Here is a 15,744-nt window from a genome sequence, read left to right on the forward strand (position 1 = left end):
GCGTGCACCGTGACAATGGTCACCATGGCGCGGCGCCGGTCAGACGCCCAGCCGGGCGCTCCTGAGCCGCTCGACCGCCTCGGCGTCGCCGGTCATCTCGGCCCTGGAATGCGCCTGCCGGCCGAAGCAGAACAGCAGCAGCTCGCTCGCCGGGCCGCTCACCTCGACCTTGGGGCCCTGCTGGCCGCCGCCCAGGACGACGGACCTGGCGCCGCCGCCCCGGCGATGGAGCACCACGCCGACGGGGGAGCGGCGCAGCATCATCTTCGCCATCCCCGACAGCCGCTTCCAGATCAGGTCCTCGAGGTCGGCGGGCAGCTCGCGCGGCGCCCAGTCCGGCTGGGCGCGGCGCACGTCCTCGTGGTGGACGAAGTACTCGATCGTGTTGACGGCGGTGTCGAGGAACGGCAGCCGGTACACCCCGCCCGGCTTGCGGACCAGGCCGACCAGCTCGGGGAACGGGTGCTTGGCCTTCAGCGCGCGCTGCACGGAGGCGGTGCGGCCGGCCAGCGCGGGCAGCGCGATGCCCGGCATCGCGTCCGGGCGGCGCTCCCGCAGCACCAGGTGGGCGGCCAGGTCATAGGTGTCCCAGCCCGCGCAGAGCGTCGGCTCTCCCGGGCCGAGCCGGTCGAGCAGGTCGCAGAGGGCGGCGCGTTCGCTACGGGCGTGAGTCACATCGTCAACCTTACCTGTGGGAATAACGGGGCGATCAGACGTGATAGTGACTTACGTAGAAAAGTCAGGCGCTGAAAGGAATTTCCCGAGTGGCGAACAAGGTCACCTCGGCCGTCATGCGTCAAGGACTGCGCGTCCTTGGGGTGGCCATCCGCACCGAGAAGGTGGTGTTCACCTTCGCCGTGCTGGCGAGCGCCGTCTACGGAGGGATGACCGTCGCCTCCGCCTGGGCGCTCGGGTGGGCGACCGAGAACGTCGTGCTCCCCGCGTTCGACCGGGGACAGGTCGCGTCCGGGACGCTCTGGACCGGGGTGCTGCTCATCATGGGCACGGCCCTGCTCAAGGCGCTGGGGGTGGCCGGGCGGCGCATCCTGGCCGGCCTCATGCAGTACCGCATGCAGGCCCGCTCCCGCCGCGACGTCACCAAGCAGTACCTGCGGCTGCCGCTCGCCTGGCACCACCGCCACCCCACCGGCCAGCTGCTGTCGAACGCCAGCTCCGACGCCGAGGCCGCCTGGGGGCCGCTCGCCCCGCTGCCGATGGCCGTCGGCGTGGTCGTCATGCTGTTCACCGCGGCGATCGGCATCCTGCTCACCGACCTCATGCTCGCCCTGGTCGGCTTTCTGATCTTCCCGGCCATCGCGCTGCTGAACCTCGTCTACCAGCGCCGGCTCAGCCCCCTGGCGACCCGCGCCCAGCAGCTCAGGGCCGAGGTGAGCGAGATCGCCCACGAGAGCTTCGACGGCGCGCTCGTCGTCAAGACCCTCGGCAGGGAGGAACTGGAGACCGACCGGTTCCGCCGCCGCGCCCACGAGCTGCGCGACGCCAACATCGCCGTCGGCAGGGTGCGCGGCCTGTTCGACCCGATGCTGGAGGCGCTGCCGACGCTCGGCGTGCTCGCCGTCCTCGCCGTCGGCGCGCTGCGGATGTCCACCGGCTCGATCGACTCCGGGCAGCTCGTCCAGATCGCCTACCTGTTCACGCTGCTGTCGTTCCCGATCCGGGCCCTCGGCTGGGTGCTGGCCGAACTGCCGCGCAGCGTCGTCGGCTGGAGCCGGGTGCAGGCCGTGCTGGAGGCCGAGGGCTCCATGACCTACGGCGAGGCCGCGCCGCGGGCCGACGGCGCCGCCTCGCTGGAGGTCAAGGACGTCTCCTACGCCTACGGCGACGCCGAGGTGCTGCACGACGTCACCTTCGACGTGCCCGCCGGGCGCACCGTCGCCCTGGTCGGGCCGACCGGCTCCGGCAAGTCGACGCTCGTGCAGCTGCTGGCCCGCCTGGTCGACCCCGACTCCGGCCAGATCCGGCTCGACGGCGTGGACCTGCGCGACCTGCCCTACGGCGCGGTCGCCCGGTCCGTGGCGCTGGTGCCCCAGCAGACGTTCCTGTTCGACGACACCGTACGCGGCAACATCGCGCTGGACCTGCCCGTCACGGACGAGCGGGTGTGGGAGGCGCTGCGCGTGGCGCAGGCCGACGGCTTCGTCGCCTGGCTCGGCGACGGCCTCGGCACCCGCGTCGGCGAACGCGGCGCCACCCTGTCCGGCGGGCAGCGCCAGCGCCTGGCGCTGGCCCGCGCCGTCGTCCGCGAGCCCCGCCTGCTCCTGCTCGACGACGCCACCTCCAGCGTCGACCCCCAGGTCGAGGCCAGGATCCTGTACGGGCTGCGGGACCGGGCCGAGGCGTCGACCGTCGTGGTCGTCGCCTACCGGATGGCCACGATCGCGCTCGCCGACGAGGTCGTCTTCCTCGACCGCGGCCGGATCACCGACCGCGGCACCCACGAGGAACTGCTGGACCGCTGCCCCGGCTACCGCGACCTGGTCACCGCCTACGAGCGCGAGGAGCTGGAACGCTCCGCCCTCGACGCGGACGCCGGCCCGGACCCAGGCCCCGGCAAGGACAGGCCCGCCGGCCTCGAAGAGGAAGAAGTCAGCGCATGACCGTCGCGAGCGGGCGCATCGGCGCCGGGGCCGAGAGGTCCGCCTGGGCGGTGGTCCGGCACGGCCTGTCGCTGACCCCCGAGTTCCGCAAGGGCCTGGGCCTCACGCTCCTGCTGGCCACGATCGCCACCAGCGGCAAGATCATCGTGCCGCTGGCCGTGCAGCAGACCATCGACACCGGGATCACCGCAGGCGCCCCCGACCTGCCATACATCACCCGCATGGTCGCGGTGTGCGCCGCCGCGGTGCTGCTGACCGCGCTGGCCGCGTACCTGATGAACGTCCGGCTCTACAAGGCCACCGAGTCGTCGCTGGCCACGCTGCGGGTGCGCGGCTTCCGGCACGTGCACGACCTGTCGGTGCTCACCCAGAACACCGAGCGGCGCGGCGCCCTGGTCTCCCGGGTCACCAACGACATCGACCAGATCAGCACGTTCATGCAGTGGGGCGGACTGATGATCATCATGGCGTTCGGGCAGCTGCTCATCGCCACGGTGCTCATGTTCGTCTACTCCTGGCAGCTCACGCTCCTGGTCTGGGTCTGCTTCGTGCCGCTGTTGATCGCGCTGCCGCGCTTCCAGCGCTGGCTGTCGGCCGCCTACACCCGGGTACGCGAGCGCACCGGCGACATGCTCGCCGCCGTCAGCGAGTCCGTCGTCGGCGCCGCCGTCATCCGCGCCTACGCCACCGAGCGGCGCACCGCCGAGCGCATCGACAAGGCCGTGGACGCCAACAAGGCCGCCCAGGTCAGGGCGCAGACCATCGTCGGGTTCGTGTTCCCGCTGACCGAGATCGTGGCGGCCCTGGCCATAACCGGCGTCGTCGTGCTGGGCGTGCGGCTCGGCCTGGGGGGCGACATCACGGCCGGGAAGCTGGTCGCGTTCCTGTTCCTCATCACGCTGTTCGTGGCGCCCATGCAGACCGCCACCGAAGTGCTCAACGAGGCGCAGAACGCCATCGCCGGCTGGCGGCGCGTGCTCGGCGTCATCGACACCCCCGCCGACGTGGCCGACCCCGGCGACCACGGCGTCGAACTGCCGCGCGGCCCGATCTCCGTCTCCTTCGAGGGCGTCGGGTTCGCCTACCCCGGCGGCCCGCCCGTGCTGCGCGACGTCACCGTGGCCATCCCGCCGCGCTCCCGGGTCGCCGTCGTCGGCGAGACCGGCTCCGGCAAGACCACGTTCGCCAAGCTGCTCACCCGCCTCATGGACCCCGTCTCCGGCCAGGTCCTCGTCGACGGCCACGACCTGCGCGACATCCGCTTCTCCTCGCTGCGCGAGCGCATCGTCATGGTTCCGCAGGACGGCTTCCTGTTCGACGGCACGCTGGAGGAGAACATCCGGTACGGCAGGCCGCCGGCCACCCGCGACCAGATCACCCTCGCCCTCACCGAACTCGGCCTCGCCGACTGGCTCGACGGGCTGCCCGCCGGCCTCGACACCCCGGTGGGCCAGCGCGGCGAGTCGCTGTCGGCGGGCGAGCGGCAACTGGTCGCGCTGGCCCGCGCCTACCTGGCCGACCCAGACCTGCTGCTGCTCGACGAGGCCACCTCGGCCGTGGACCCGGCCACCGAGGTGCGCCTGGCCCGCGCCCTCGAGGGCGTCACCCGCGGCCGCACCGCCGTCACCATCGCGCACCGCCTGTCGACGGCGGAGAACGCCGACGAGATCCTCGTGTTCGACGGCGGCCGGCTCGTCCAGCGCGGCCCGCACGCCGAACTGGTGCGGGAGCCTGGCGTGTACGCGGAGCTGCACGCCTCCTGGATCTCCGCCGCCCGGGCCTGACCTCCGTACACCGGCTTGCGGCTCCAGAGACCTCGCGTCCGTACCCGTTTGTGCCCGTTTCCGGGTTGTGGCCGTTCGGGGCAGGCTCGGTGCGGTCTGGCTAAGGGCTGCCGGGCCGGGCCGTGAAGGTCACCGTCGTGCCCGCGGGGCCCGACACGATCATGAGCTGGTCGCACAACCGCCGCGCCAGCCACAGGCCGCGCCCGCCCGCCTCGAACCCCGCGGGCGGCGGCGTCGCGGTGGTCCAGCCGGGCGGCAGGCCCGGCCCGTCGTCGGCGACCTCGCACCACAGCCGCCCGTGCCGCCGCCACAGACGCAGCCGCCCACCGCCTCCACCGTGCCGGACGGCGTTGGTGGCGACCTCGTTGACCACCACCACGAAGTCCTCCAGGCCCCGCCCCGCCCACCCCTCCTCGGCGACACGGGCCATGACGGCCCTGCGCAGCAGCGTGATCCCACCGCTCGCGAACCTCGCCGAGAACACCTGCCTACGCATTCCCCACCGAGCACGCGCCCGCCCCCGGCGACTCCGCCGCCGACACCCCCGCGCCCACGTCCGCACCGGCGATCGCATCGACGACCGCAACCGAGTCGGGAGCCCGGCCCGCACCGAGACCGCCCACACCGCCTCCCAGAGCCTCGCCGTCACCGCCGCCGCAGCTCGCACCCGACGCGAACACCCACCCCCGGCCCACACCGACAGCCCAGCCCGTGCGGCGGTTCGTTGAGCTCACGTCGCGCTGCGAGGTCCGGTCGCGTCATTCGGGGCCCCTCTGGGCTGGGCCGGTGAGGGGGATCATGACGCACTCCTCCCGCGGAATGCCGTCGAAACTACCGCCCCAAGTGATCTCACGCACCGCGTTCTCCGTAAAACAGTCAGTGACGAACCGGGAGAAGGTGTAGCTTCGGTCGGGGGTCGCCTTGTCACACGAGGCGTGAGGAGCATGGCGTTGGAAGTGCTGCGGATGACGCGTTGCCGGCATGGGGAGCGGACCGTGGTCAGCCTGGCCGGAGAGGTCGACGCGGACAACGTGTCGGAGGTGCGGGCATGCCTCGCCGAGGCGGTGCGGACACACGGGCCGCGCCTGGTCGTCGACCTCAGCGGGCTTACCTTCATCGACACGACGGGCCTGGGCGTGCTGGTGCGCCAGCTGGCCGTCCTGCGCGAGCGCGACGGCACGATGGCGCTGGTGGCGCCCGACGGACAGGTCCTGCGCCGGCTCCGGCGCACCAACCTGGCCCCGCTCTTCCCGATCTACGACACCCTCGCCCAGGCCCTCGACTGACCCGCGCGGGCACACCGTCGCCGGTTCATGTCCGTACCGGGGGCGCGGTGGCACGCCCGGGTGGGGGAGTGCGAGGGGCATGCCGCGGGGCTGGTTGAATGGCGGCATGCCGCTTGATGCCGAGATCGCCGCGAGACTGAAGCGCGACGACGACGGGCTGGTGCCCGCGATCGTCCAGCAGCATGACACCGGAGAGGTGCTCATGCTCGCCTGGATGGACGACGAGGCGCTGCATCGCACGCTCACCACGGGCAGGGCTACGTACTGGTCCCGCAGCCGCCAGGAATATTGGGTCAAGGGCGACACGTCAGGACACGTCCAGTACGTCCGAGAGGTCGCTCTCGACTGCGACGGCGACACGCTGCTCGTCCGGGTCGAGCAGGTGGGCGCGGCCTGCCACACCGGTGACCGCACGTGCTTCGACGCCGACCGGCTCCGGGTCGTCCAGGGCGCCGCACCCGAGCCCGCGGAGCGGTAGGTGGGCCCCGGGAAGAGCTCCCCGGCGCGCGAGCCGTGGCTGTGGGCGGCGCTGACCGCCGCGGGCTGCCTGCTCGTGCTGCTCGCCGCCGGCCGCGACTGGATCGGCGCCGTACGGGGGAGCGGCGAGATGACGGTCCCCACCGGCGGCGACCTGAGCCCCGTGCTGACCCCGCTCGCGCTGGCCGGGCTGGCCGGAGTGGTGGCCGTGCTGGTCACCAAGGGGGCCGGGCGGCGGGTCGTCGGGTCACTGCTGGCGCTGTGCGGGCTCGGCGCCCTGGCCGCCGTGTGGGGGGCCACCGCCGAGCCGGGGATCGAGACCTGGCTGCGCCGGCACAACGTGCTCGGCGCGGCGGGCCCGCTGGAATGGGATCTCGCGGTCGGCTGGCCCGTGGCCGCAGGGCTCGGCGCGCTGCTGGTGTTCGCCGGCGGGGTCCTCGCCGTGGTGCGTGGCGGCAGGTGGGCGGGCATGTCCGACCGGTACGAGCGAGCCGCCGACCGGCCCCGGGCGCAGACCGACGGGGACAGGGCCCTGTGGGATGCGCTCGACAGGGGAGACGACCCCACCGAATCGCGCTAAGTTCGTCTGCGGACGGGGAATCCGCTCGGGGACCGCCCTCACCGGCATGGCCGGGGGCGAGGCTGTGGTTCTTCCGTACGCACAGTTGACTTTGCGGATGGGAACTCGTGCGGTCGCCGGCCGGCCGCCCGACGGTGACGAGGAGCCGAGCTCATGAGCTATGGAGACGACGGCGGGTACGGCGCTCAGCCGCCCGGAGGCGGCCATGGTCAGCAGCCGCCCAGCGGGGGCGGTTACGGCCAGCAGCCTCAGAGCGGCGGCGGCTATGGTGAGCAGCCCTCCAGCGGTGGCGGGTACGGCCAGCAGCCTCAGAGCGGCGGCGGCTATGGTGAGCAGCCCTCCAGCGGTGGCGGGTACGGCCAGCAGCCGCCCAGCGGCGGCGGCTATGGCCAGCAGCCGTTCAGCGGGGGCGGGTACGGCCAGCAGCCTTCCAGCGGGTCCTACGCCTACGGTCAGCAGCCGCCCAGCGGCGGGTACGGTCAGCAGCCCTACAGCCAGCCCTACAACGCCTACGGTCCGCCGGTCCAGCCCAGGACCACCAACGGGCTGGCCGTGACCTCGCTGGTGCTCGGCATCGTCGGTCTGGTCCTGTGCGGCCTCACCAGCATCCCCGGCGCCATCTGCGGCCATATCGCGATGGCCCGGATCAAGCGGACCGGTGAGGAGGGCCAGGGCATGGCCATGGCGGGGCTCGTCACCTCGTACATCACGATCGTGCTGTGGCTGCTGCTCTGGCTGCTCTTCGGAGGCGCCTGGCTGGCGTTGCTGGGTCTCGCGGGCGCGGCTTCCACTGGCTACTGAGGTTTTGCAGGCCGATTACAAGTTGTCCGCAAGGTGAAAGTTGTTACATGTCGCCCAATGTTTGTCGCTAGGCTGCGCGCGCACCTCGCTGCGAACTGACGACATGAGGAGTTAAGCGACATGAGTTACGGAAACCAGGGCGACGGCGGTTATGGCGCCCAGCCTCCCGGTGGCGGTTACGGCCAGCAGCCTCCCAGCGGTGGTGGTTACGGCCAGCAGCCTCCCAGCGGTGGCGGTTACGGCCAGCAGCCCCCGAGCGGTGGCGGTTATGGCGGCTACGGTGAGCAGCCCCCGAGTGGCGGCGGTCACGGCGGCTACGGGGGCCAGCCCCCCGGCTATGGCCAGCAGCCCGGCGGCTACGGCACCCCGCCGGACAACCACCTGGTCGCCGCCATCCTGACGACCCTGTTCTGCTGCCTTCCCGCGGGCATCGTCTCGATCGTCAAGTCGACACAGGTCAACCAGAAGTGGCAGATCGGTGACATGCAGGGCGCGATGGCCGCGTCGGAGGAGGCCAAGACCTGGTGGAAGCGCTCACTGATCGCGGGCATCGCACTGTGGATCCTCGTCATCGTGGGCTACATCGTCTTCGGGTTCATCCTCGCGGCCAGCTTCACCGTCTACGGCTGACATGCGCCCATGACCGACGCGAACCTCGATCGGCGCGGCGCTGACCGGCTCAAGGCAGTGCTCGCGCCGCTCGGCGTCGCCGCGGCGGCCGGCGCCGTCCTGGCGGTCGTCGGCACGATCGACCCCAACCAGCCGGGCAACTACCCGACCTGCCCCTTCCTGTGGGCGACCGGTCTCTACTGCCCGGGCTGCGGCACGCTGCGCACCATCCACGCCCTGGCCCATCTCGACCCGGTGGCGGCGCTCGGGCTGAACCCGCTCGCCCTGGCGATGGTCCCCTTCCTGCTGTTCTGGTGGGGCCGGTGGATGGTGAACGCGTGGCGGGGCAGGCCCCGGCGGACCACGCTCGCGCATCCCGCCTACCTCTGGGCCTTCCTGGCGATCGTGATGGTCTATTGGGTCGTCCGCAATCTCCCGTTCGGGGCGTTTCTCGCTCCCTAGTCGGCCCCCCTGTGGCGAGCCGACCTCACCGGGGCCGATACCATCGCAGAGACGGGGCCGGGAGCGGACGCCTTGCGAACTGCCGGTCTCCACCCCCACTGCCGACCGGAGGGACCCCAAGCGCGTGAGTGAGCGGACCGAAGGGCCCAGCGTCCTCGACGACATCCTCGACGGGGTGCGTGCCGACCTCGCCACACGTCAGCAGGCCGTGTCGCTTGACGAGCTCAAGCAGCGGGCCGGGCGGGCCCCCGCGCCGCGCGACGCGCTCGCCGCGCTCGGCGGCGACCGGGTCTCGGTGATCGCAGAGGTCAAGCGCTCCAGCCCGTCCAAGGGCGCGCTGGCCGCGATCGCCGACCCCGCGGCGCTGGCCGCCGACTACGAGGCGGGCGGCGCCCACGTGATCAGCGTGCTGACCGAGCGGCGCAAGTTCGGCGGCAGCCTCGACGACCTGGCCGCCGTGCGCGCCCGCGTCGACATCCCCATCCTGCGCAAGGACTTCATCCTCACCTCCTACCAGCTCTGGGAGGCCCGGGCCCACGGCGCCGACCTGGCGCTGCTCATGGTCGTCTGCCTGGAGCAGGAGGCCCTGGTGTCGCTGATCGAGCGCGCCGAGTCGATCGGGCTCACCCCGCTCGTCGAGGTCCACACCGAGGAGGAGCTCGACCGGGCCGTCGCGGCCGGCGCCCGCGTGATCGGGGTCAACGCCCGCAATCTCAAGACTCTCGAAGTCGATCGCGACGTCTTCAGCAAGCTGGCGCCGAAGGTGCCCGATAATGTCATCAAGATCGCGGAGTCGGGCGTGCGCGGGCCGCACGACCTGCTCGCCTACGCCAGGGCGGGCGCCGACGCGGTGCTGGTGGGGGAGAGCCTGGTCACCGGCAAGGACCCGCGCAAGGCCGTGGAGGCGCTGGTGACCGCCGGCGCCCACCCCGCGACACGCCCCGACCACGGAGCAGAGGGATAGCAGTGGCAAACGAAGGCACGATCCTGACCGCCGCCGACCTCGCCGGCAACGGCGTCCACGGCGACGACCCCGACGTGCGGGGCAAGTTCGGCATCTTCGGCGGCCGGTTCGTGCCCGAGGCGCTGATCCCGGCGCTCGACGAGGTCGCCCGCACCTACGCCGAGGCCCGTTCCGACGCGCGCTTCCTGGCCGAGTTCGACCATCTGCTGCGCACGTACGCGGGCAGGCCGACCACGCTCACCGACGTGCCGCGCTTCAGCGAGCAGGCCGGCGGCGCGCGCGTCATCCTCAAGCGCGAGGACCTCACCCACACCGGCGCCCACAAGATCAACAACGTGCTCGGCCAGGCCCTGCTGACCAAGCGGCTCGGCAAGAAGCGCGTCATCGCCGAGACCGGCGCGGGCCAGCACGGCGTGGCCACCGCCACCGCCGCCGCGCTGCTCGGCCTGGAGTGCGTGATCTACATGGGCGCGGTCGACTGCGAGCGCCAGGCGCTCAACGTCGCCAGGATGAAGCTGCTCGGCGCCACGGTCGTCCCGGTCCACAACGGCTCAAAGACGCTCAAGGACGCCATCAACGAGGCGTTCCGCGACTGGGTCACCAACGTCGACACCACCCACTACCTGTTCGGCACCGTCGCGGGCCCGCACCCGTTCCCGGAGATCGTGCGCGACTTCGCCCGCATCATCGGCGTCGAGGCCCGCCGCCAGATGCTGGAGCTGACCGGCGCGCTGCCCACCGCCGTGTGCGCCGCCGTCGGCGGCGGCAGCAACGCCATCGGCATCTTCCACGCCTTCATCGGCGACGAGGGCGTCCAGCTGCACGGCTACGAGGCAGGGGGACACGGCCTGGAGAGCGGCGAGCACGCCCTCACCCTCACCGCCGGGTCGGTCGGCGTGCTCCACGGCTCGCGCACGTACGTGCTGCAGGACGACGAGGGCCAGACCATCGAGTCCCACTCGATCTCGGCCGGTCTCGACTACCCCGGCGTCGGCCCCGAGCATGCCTGGCTCAAGGACAGCGGCCGCGCCGTCTACCACGGCGTCACCGACGACGCCGCCATGGCCGCGTTCTCGCTGCTGGCCAGGACCGAGGGCATCATCCCGGCCATCGAGTCCTCCCACGCGCTGGCCGGCGCGCTGGAGCTCGGCCGCGAGCTGGGTCCCGGGGCGACCATCCTGGTCAACCTCTCCGGCCGCGGCGACAAGGACATGGGCACGGCCATGAAGTACTTCAACCTCTGACGACCAGGACCACCAATGACGACTCTCCAGACGGTGTTCGCCAAGGCCAAGGCGGACAACCGGGCCGCCCTCGTCGGCTACCTGCCCGCGGGCTTCCCGACCAAGGACGGCGCCATCGCCGCGGCCGCGGCCCTGGTCGAGGCGGGCTGCGACGTCATCGAGATCGGCCTGCCCTACTCCGACCCGCTGATGGACGGCCCGACCATCCAGGACGCGGTGCACCGCTCCCTGGTCAACGGCACCCGCATCGCCGACGTCCTGCGCACCGTCGAGGGCGTGGCGGCCACCGGCGCGGCGACGCTGGTGATGACCTACTGGAACCCGATCGACCGCTACGGCGCCGACCGCTTCGCCCGTGACCTGGCGAGCGCCGGCGGCGTCGGCACCATCACGCCCGACCTGACCCCCGAGGAGTCGGGGCCGTGGTGCGAGGCGTCGGCCGGGGCCGGCATCGACACCGTGTTCCTGGTCGCGCCCAGCTCGACCGACGAGCGCATCCAGGCGGTCGTGGCCCGCTGCACCGGTTTCGTGTACGCGGCCTCGCTCATGGGCGTCACGGGCGCCAGGGAGTCGGTCAACGTCGCGGCCGAGGGCCTGGTCAAGCGCACCCGCGCGCACACCGACCTGCCCGTGTGCGTCGGTCTGGGCGTCGGCACCGGCGCGCAGGCGGCCGAGGTCGCCCGCTACGCCGACGGCGTCATCGTCGGCTCGGCCTTCATCCGCCGCATGCTGGACGCGCCCGACGAGGCCGCGGGCCGCGACGCGATCAAGGAGCTGGCCCGCGACATGGCGCAGGGGGTGCGCGCCCGCGGCTGACCCGGCGCCGACCGCTCCCCGGCGCACCCGGGGAGCTTCGCCATGCCCCCGGCCACCTGCGGCAATCGAGGCTTAGCCGAGACTTATCGGCAGCGTGATCAGATGGTTCCCGATACTGTGCGCTTTCCCGGTACACAGCGAAGAGGAGATAGCCCGTGAACGCCTCGGATGCGTCACGCAACGCCAGATCAGCGGTACCCTGGGTGACGACCGCCGCCCGGCTGGTCCTGGGCGGGGTGCTGATCGTGGCCGGTGGGCTCAAGATAGGCAACCCGTCCGAGTCCGTCGTGGCGGTCAGAGCGTACGAGCTGCTGCCCGACTCGGTGGCCACGACGGTGGGCTACGGCCTGCCGATCGCGGAGATCGTGATCGGCGTGCTGCTGGTCATCGGTCTCATGACCAGGGTCGCGGCGGTGGTCGCCGCGCTGCTCATGCTGGCATTCGTCTTCGGCATCGCCTGGGCGTGGGCCAACGGGCTGCGCATCGACTGCGGCTGCTTCGGCGGCGGCGGCGAGCTCGGCGCCGGGCAGGAGCCGACATACCTCGTCGACATCCTGCGTGACTTCGGTTTCGTGCTGCTGGGCGCCTGGATCGTGCGCTTCCCGCCCGGGCGCTTCGCGCTCGACCGGCCGCTGGGCCTGGCGGGGACGGACCACCTGACCACAGAAGAGGAGAACGGCGATGGGCAAGGGCGACCGGGCGAAGTCGGCGCGTGAGAAGATCGAGCAGCAGCGCGCCGCCGACCGCGTGCGGGAGCGGCGCAAGAAGCTCGTCACCTACGTGACGGCCGGCGTGGTCGCGCTCGCCGCCGTCGGCGCGGGCTGGTGGTACGCCGCGAGCAGGTCGCAGTCGGAGCAGGCCGGTGAGGCGCTGGCGCCGATCACCGTGCAGCCCGACGGCGCCGTGGTGATGGCCAAGGAGGGCGTCGAGCGGCCGGTGGTCGACGTCTACGAGGACTACCAGTGTCCCGCCTGCCGCGAGTTGGAGCGGGTCAGCGGCCCCACGTTGAAGAACCTCGCCGCCGAGGGCCTGGCCAAGGTCGTCTTCCACCCGATCACGATCTTCTCCCAGGAGCCGACCAAGTCCAACTCGGTGCGGGCCGGCGCGGCCGCGCGGTGCGTCACCGAGGGCGCCAAGTGGATGACCTACCACGACCTGCTCTTCGAGAACCAGCCCAGCGAGGCCGGCGAGGGCTTCAAGCCGGACGACCTGGTCGCCTGGGGCAAGGACGCGGGCATCACCGACCCCGCCTTCGCCGAGTGCGTCACCTCCCAGAAGTACGCCCAGGCCCAGCTCGCCTACAGCCAGAAGATCGGCGACGAGCAGAAGATCGAGGGCACGCCGACCATCAAGGTCAACGGCACCGCGATCGACAACGGTGTGGCGTTCACGCCGCAGGAGCTGCGCCGAACCGTCACTGAGGCGGCCAAGTAGCGCCGTGTCCGCTACCCTCACCGACATGCCCCTAGCCTCGATTCCCAGCCCTTCCGACGGGGTCTGGTATCTCGGATTCATCCCGATCAGGGCCTACGCGCTCTGCATCGTGCTCGGCGTGGTCGTCGCCGTCTGGTTGGGCGAGCGCCGCTGGCGCGCTCGCGGCGGCGAGAAGGGCACGATCATCGACATCGCCGTGCCGGCGGTGATCTTCGGTCTGATCGGCGGCCGCCTCTACCACGTCATCACCGACTGGCAGCTCTACTTCAGCGGCCAGGAGAAGAAGCCCATCCAGGCGCTGTTCATCTGGGAAGGTGGTCTGGGCATCTGGGGAGCGGTCGCCCTGGGCGGCGTGGGCGTCTGGTGGGCGTGCCGCCGGCGGGGGCTGTCGCTCGGCGCCGTCGCCGACACTGTCGCGCCCGGCATCGCCTTCGCCCAGGCGATCGGCCGCTGGGGCAACTGGTTCAACCAGGAGCTGTACGGCTCGCCCACCACGCTGCCGTGGGGCCTGGAGATCGACCTGGAGCACGGCGGCGAGCCCGGCGTGCTCTACCACCCGACGTTCCTGTACGAGTCGCTGTGGAACGTCGCGCTCGGCTTCGCCCTGATCTACGCCGGCAAGCGGTTCTCGCTGCACCACGGGCGGCTGTTCGCCCTCTACGTCGCCGGTTACACGCTGGGCCGATTCTGGATCGAGGGCCTGCGCATCGACCCGGTGGGCGGCATCGGCTACGCGGTGGAGTTCTTCGGCCTGCGTATCAACCAGTTCACCGCCATCGCGCTGTTCATCGGGGCCCTCGTCTACTTCTGGGTCACCAGGAACAAGACCTCCGAGGAGATCGTCAACGTCCTGGCCGACGAGGACGCCGACCCGGCGCACCGGCCCGAACAGGCCGACCCCGAGGCCGAGGCCGCGGGGACCGCCGCCGACCGGCCCGCCGCCGACCGGCCCGCCGGGGACCCGGCCGAAGACGCCTCAAAAGACACTCCTGAAGAGCCCGCCGCAGACACCTCCGAGGACACCTCCGAGGACACCTCCGAGGACACCTCCGAGGACACCTCCGGGGACACCGCCGGAGATCCGGCCGTGGCCCCGGCCCGGGCCGCCGGGCAGGAGGCCGAAGCCGTACCCGAGGAGAAGAACAGCCGATGAGTGAGCGCGCGGAGGCACACCACCAGCACCGCGACGTCACCGGCGGCTGGCTGCGGCCGTCCGTGTTCGGGGCGATGGACGGCCTGGTGTCCAACTTCGCGCTCATCGCCGGGGTCGCCGGAGGCACCGGCGAGGCCGGCGTCATCGCGCTCGCGGGCGTCGCCGGGCTGGCCGCCGGCGCGTTCTCCATGGCGGGCGGCGAGTACGTCTCCGTCGCCAGCCAGCGGGAGCTGGCGCTGCGGGAGATCGAGGTGGAGGCGCGCGAGCTGGCCAGCCACCCCGACGACGAGCTGGCCGAGCTGACCCGGTCCTTCACCGACCGGGGCGTCGAGCCGGCGCTCGCCGGCGAGGTGGCCAGGCAGCTCTCCCGTGACCCGGAGCAGGCGCTGGAGCTCCACACCCGCGGCGAGCTCGGCGTCACCCCTGACGACCTGCCCAAGCCGAAAGTGGCGGCCGTGTCGTCGTTCCTGTCGTTCGGCGTCGGCGCCCTGCTGCCGCTGCTCCCTTACCTGTTCGGCGCGGTGGAGCTGTGGGTGTCGGCCGTGGTGTCGTGCACGGCCCTGTTCGGCGCGGGCGCGCTGGCCTCGACGGTGACCGCCCGCAGCTGGTGGTATTCGGGGCTGCGGCAGCTGATCGTCGGCGTCGTGGCCGCCGGGCTCACGTTCGCGCTCGGCAACGCGATCGGGGGGGTGTCGCTGTGACGGGACCGCCCCGCACCCGCAGGCGCCGCCGGACGCCCCGCTCAGACTGGCAGCTCCCGCTCCTCACCGACCTGGGGGTCCGCCCCGACCGGCAGAAGCTCCTCGTCGTCATCGTCTCGGTCGTCGCCGCCCTGGCCGCCGGGGCGGGGCTCGTCGTCGTGGTGACCTCGCTCGGCTCCTACGCGCCCGACCGCCGGACGGGCGCGGCCCTGGCCCAGGCGGACGCCGCGCTGCCGCAGACCTTCCACGGCTGGTCCTCGCCCAAGCTGTTCGAGCCGGTTTCCGACCGGGAGAAGGACACCGCGCCGCTCACCGAGAAGGAGGTCTTCGCCCAGAAGACGCTCACCGGCGAGAAGAAGCTCAGGCTCAAGCTGGTCGCCGGCGCGATCGACGCCGACTGCTCCGCCGCGCTGTGGGGCGAGGAACTGGTCGGGCAGGCGGCCGAGGCCGGGTGCAGCCAGGCCGCGCGCGGGCTCTACCTCAGCGCCGACGGCCGTTACGTCGGCCAGTACACCCTGCTCAACCTGCGCGACGGGCAGGCCGCCACCGAGCTGGTCGAGTCGCTCAAGACCCTCTACCGGGGCGGCTGGACCCTGCCCCTGGAGAGCGAGAAGGCGGCCTTCCCCGCGGGCGGCTACACCGAGGCGGGCGGCTACGCTCTGGGCCACTACGTCGGGCTGGTGTGGATCGGCAGGGCCGACGGCGCGGAGCCGACGGCCAGGGACGACTACGTGTCGCTGGCCCTGACCCTGCGCGGCGCCGAGAAGCCCGTCTACCAGCGGGTCGTGGCGATCACCGGGCCGGGCTCGTGATGC

General features: G+C 72.2%; 18 protein-coding genes. 16 read left to right on the top strand and 2 right to left on the bottom strand.

Annotation, left to right across the window (positions count from 1 at the left end):
- Nucleotides 1-39: 39 nt before the first annotated feature.
- Nucleotides 40-675, bottom strand: coding sequence for a TIGR03085 family metal-binding protein (locus ACQEUU_RS16940; protein WP_433066792.1), 636 nt, complete (start codon nucleotides 673-675; stop codon nucleotides 40-42).
- A 116-nt stretch (nucleotides 676-791) separates the two neighbouring features.
- On the opposite strand from ACQEUU_RS16940, the gene ACQEUU_RS16945 reads away from it, so the two are divergent.
- Together ACQEUU_RS16945 and ACQEUU_RS16950 are read left to right on the top strand one after the other, a co-directional pair.
- Nucleotides 792-2,618: an ABC transporter ATP-binding protein gene (locus tag ACQEUU_RS16945; RefSeq protein WP_433071870.1), complete on the top strand. Its 1,827-nt coding sequence runs from the start codon at nucleotides 792-794 to the stop codon at nucleotides 2,616-2,618.
- Nucleotides 2,615-4,402, top strand: a complete 1,788-nt coding sequence (locus ACQEUU_RS16950) for an ABC transporter ATP-binding protein (RefSeq protein WP_433066795.1) — start codon at nucleotides 2,615-2,617, stop codon at nucleotides 4,400-4,402. Before ACQEUU_RS16945 ends, ACQEUU_RS16950 begins: the two co-directional genes overlap by 4 nt.
- Before the next feature lie 100 nt (nucleotides 4,403-4,502).
- Here ACQEUU_RS16950 and ACQEUU_RS16955 read toward each other — a convergent pair whose 3' ends face one another.
- Entirely contained in the window at nucleotides 4,503-4,898 is a 396-nt protein-coding gene (locus tag ACQEUU_RS16955) for an ATP-binding protein (protein ID WP_433066798.1), read from the bottom strand.
- Between the two features lie 448 nt (nucleotides 4,899-5,346).
- Here ACQEUU_RS16955 and ACQEUU_RS16960 point away from each other — a divergent pair, with 448 nt between their 5' ends.
- From ACQEUU_RS16960 to ACQEUU_RS17025, 14 genes are all read left to right on the top strand, one after another.
- The gene (locus tag ACQEUU_RS16960; RefSeq protein ID WP_433066801.1) at nucleotides 5,347-5,688 is read left to right on the top strand and encodes an STAS domain-containing protein; all 342 of its coding nucleotides are present in this window, start codon (nucleotides 5,347-5,349) and stop codon (nucleotides 5,686-5,688) included.
- A 106-nt stretch (nucleotides 5,689-5,794) separates the two neighbouring features.
- Nucleotides 5,795-6,166: a phosphoribosyl-AMP cyclohydrolase gene (hisI, locus tag ACQEUU_RS16965; protein ID WP_433066804.1), complete on the top strand. Its 372-nt coding sequence runs from the start codon at nucleotides 5,795-5,797 to the stop codon at nucleotides 6,164-6,166.
- Nucleotides 6,167-6,745, top strand: a complete 579-nt coding sequence (locus ACQEUU_RS16970; RefSeq protein ID WP_433066806.1) for a Trp biosynthesis-associated membrane protein — start codon at nucleotides 6,167-6,169, stop codon at nucleotides 6,743-6,745.
- 153 nt (nucleotides 6,746-6,898) lie between these two features.
- Nucleotides 6,899-7,546, top strand: coding sequence for a DUF4190 domain-containing protein (locus tag ACQEUU_RS16975; protein WP_433066809.1), 648 nt, complete (start codon nucleotides 6,899-6,901; stop codon nucleotides 7,544-7,546).
- Nucleotides 7,547-7,666: 120 nt separating this feature from the next.
- Nucleotides 7,667-8,176, top strand: a complete 510-nt coding sequence (locus ACQEUU_RS16980; RefSeq protein ID WP_433066811.1) for a CD225/dispanin family protein — start codon at nucleotides 7,667-7,669, stop codon at nucleotides 8,174-8,176.
- Nucleotides 8,177-8,185: 9 nt separating this feature from the next.
- On the top strand, nucleotides 8,186-8,617 hold the full coding sequence (locus ACQEUU_RS16985; RefSeq protein ID WP_433066814.1) for a DUF2752 domain-containing protein: 432 nt from the start codon (nucleotides 8,186-8,188) through the stop codon (nucleotides 8,615-8,617).
- 124 nt (nucleotides 8,618-8,741) lie between these two features.
- Complete coding sequence (trpC, locus tag ACQEUU_RS16990; protein ID WP_433066817.1) at nucleotides 8,742-9,581, top strand: indole-3-glycerol phosphate synthase TrpC; 840 nt, start codon at nucleotides 8,742-8,744, stop codon at nucleotides 9,579-9,581.
- A 23-nt stretch (nucleotides 9,582-9,604) separates the two neighbouring features.
- Nucleotides 9,605-10,825: a tryptophan synthase subunit beta gene (gene trpB / locus ACQEUU_RS16995; RefSeq protein WP_433071871.1), complete on the top strand. Its 1,221-nt coding sequence runs from the start codon at nucleotides 9,605-9,607 to the stop codon at nucleotides 10,823-10,825.
- Between the two features lie 15 nt (nucleotides 10,826-10,840).
- Entirely contained in the window at nucleotides 10,841-11,641 is an 801-nt protein-coding gene (trpA, locus tag ACQEUU_RS17000; protein WP_433066819.1) for a tryptophan synthase subunit alpha, read from the top strand.
- Between the two features lie 155 nt (nucleotides 11,642-11,796).
- A complete protein-coding gene (locus ACQEUU_RS17005; RefSeq protein ID WP_433066822.1) occupies nucleotides 11,797-12,357 on the top strand; it encodes a DoxX family protein in 561 nt (186 codons plus the stop codon).
- Nucleotides 12,323-13,075 carry a thioredoxin domain-containing protein gene (locus tag ACQEUU_RS17010; RefSeq protein ID WP_433066825.1) on the top strand — a complete coding sequence of 251 codons (753 nt, stop codon included), beginning with the start codon at nucleotides 12,323-12,325 and terminating at the stop codon, nucleotides 13,073-13,075. Before ACQEUU_RS17005 ends, ACQEUU_RS17010 begins: the two co-directional genes overlap by 35 nt.
- 25 nt (nucleotides 13,076-13,100) lie before the next feature.
- On the top strand, nucleotides 13,101-14,228 hold the full coding sequence (gene lgt, locus ACQEUU_RS17015) for a prolipoprotein diacylglyceryl transferase (protein WP_433066828.1): 1,128 nt from the start codon (nucleotides 13,101-13,103) through the stop codon (nucleotides 14,226-14,228).
- Nucleotides 14,225-14,929 (top strand): VIT1/CCC1 transporter family protein, encoded by a 705-nt coding sequence (locus ACQEUU_RS17020; protein WP_433066831.1) that lies wholly within the window; start codon nucleotides 14,225-14,227, stop codon nucleotides 14,927-14,929. The genes lgt and ACQEUU_RS17020 overlap by 4 nt, the downstream gene beginning before the upstream one ends.
- Complete coding sequence (locus ACQEUU_RS17025; protein WP_433066834.1) at nucleotides 14,926-15,741, top strand: hypothetical protein; 816 nt, start codon at nucleotides 14,926-14,928, stop codon at nucleotides 15,739-15,741. Before ACQEUU_RS17020 ends, ACQEUU_RS17025 begins: the two co-directional genes overlap by 4 nt.
- The last annotated feature ends 3 nt before the right edge of the window (nucleotides 15,742-15,744 follow it).

Source organism: Nonomuraea sp. CA-218870 (assembly GCF_050936535.1).
Lineage (GTDB): Bacteria > Actinomycetota > Actinomycetes > Streptosporangiales > Streptosporangiaceae > Nonomuraea > Nonomuraea corallina.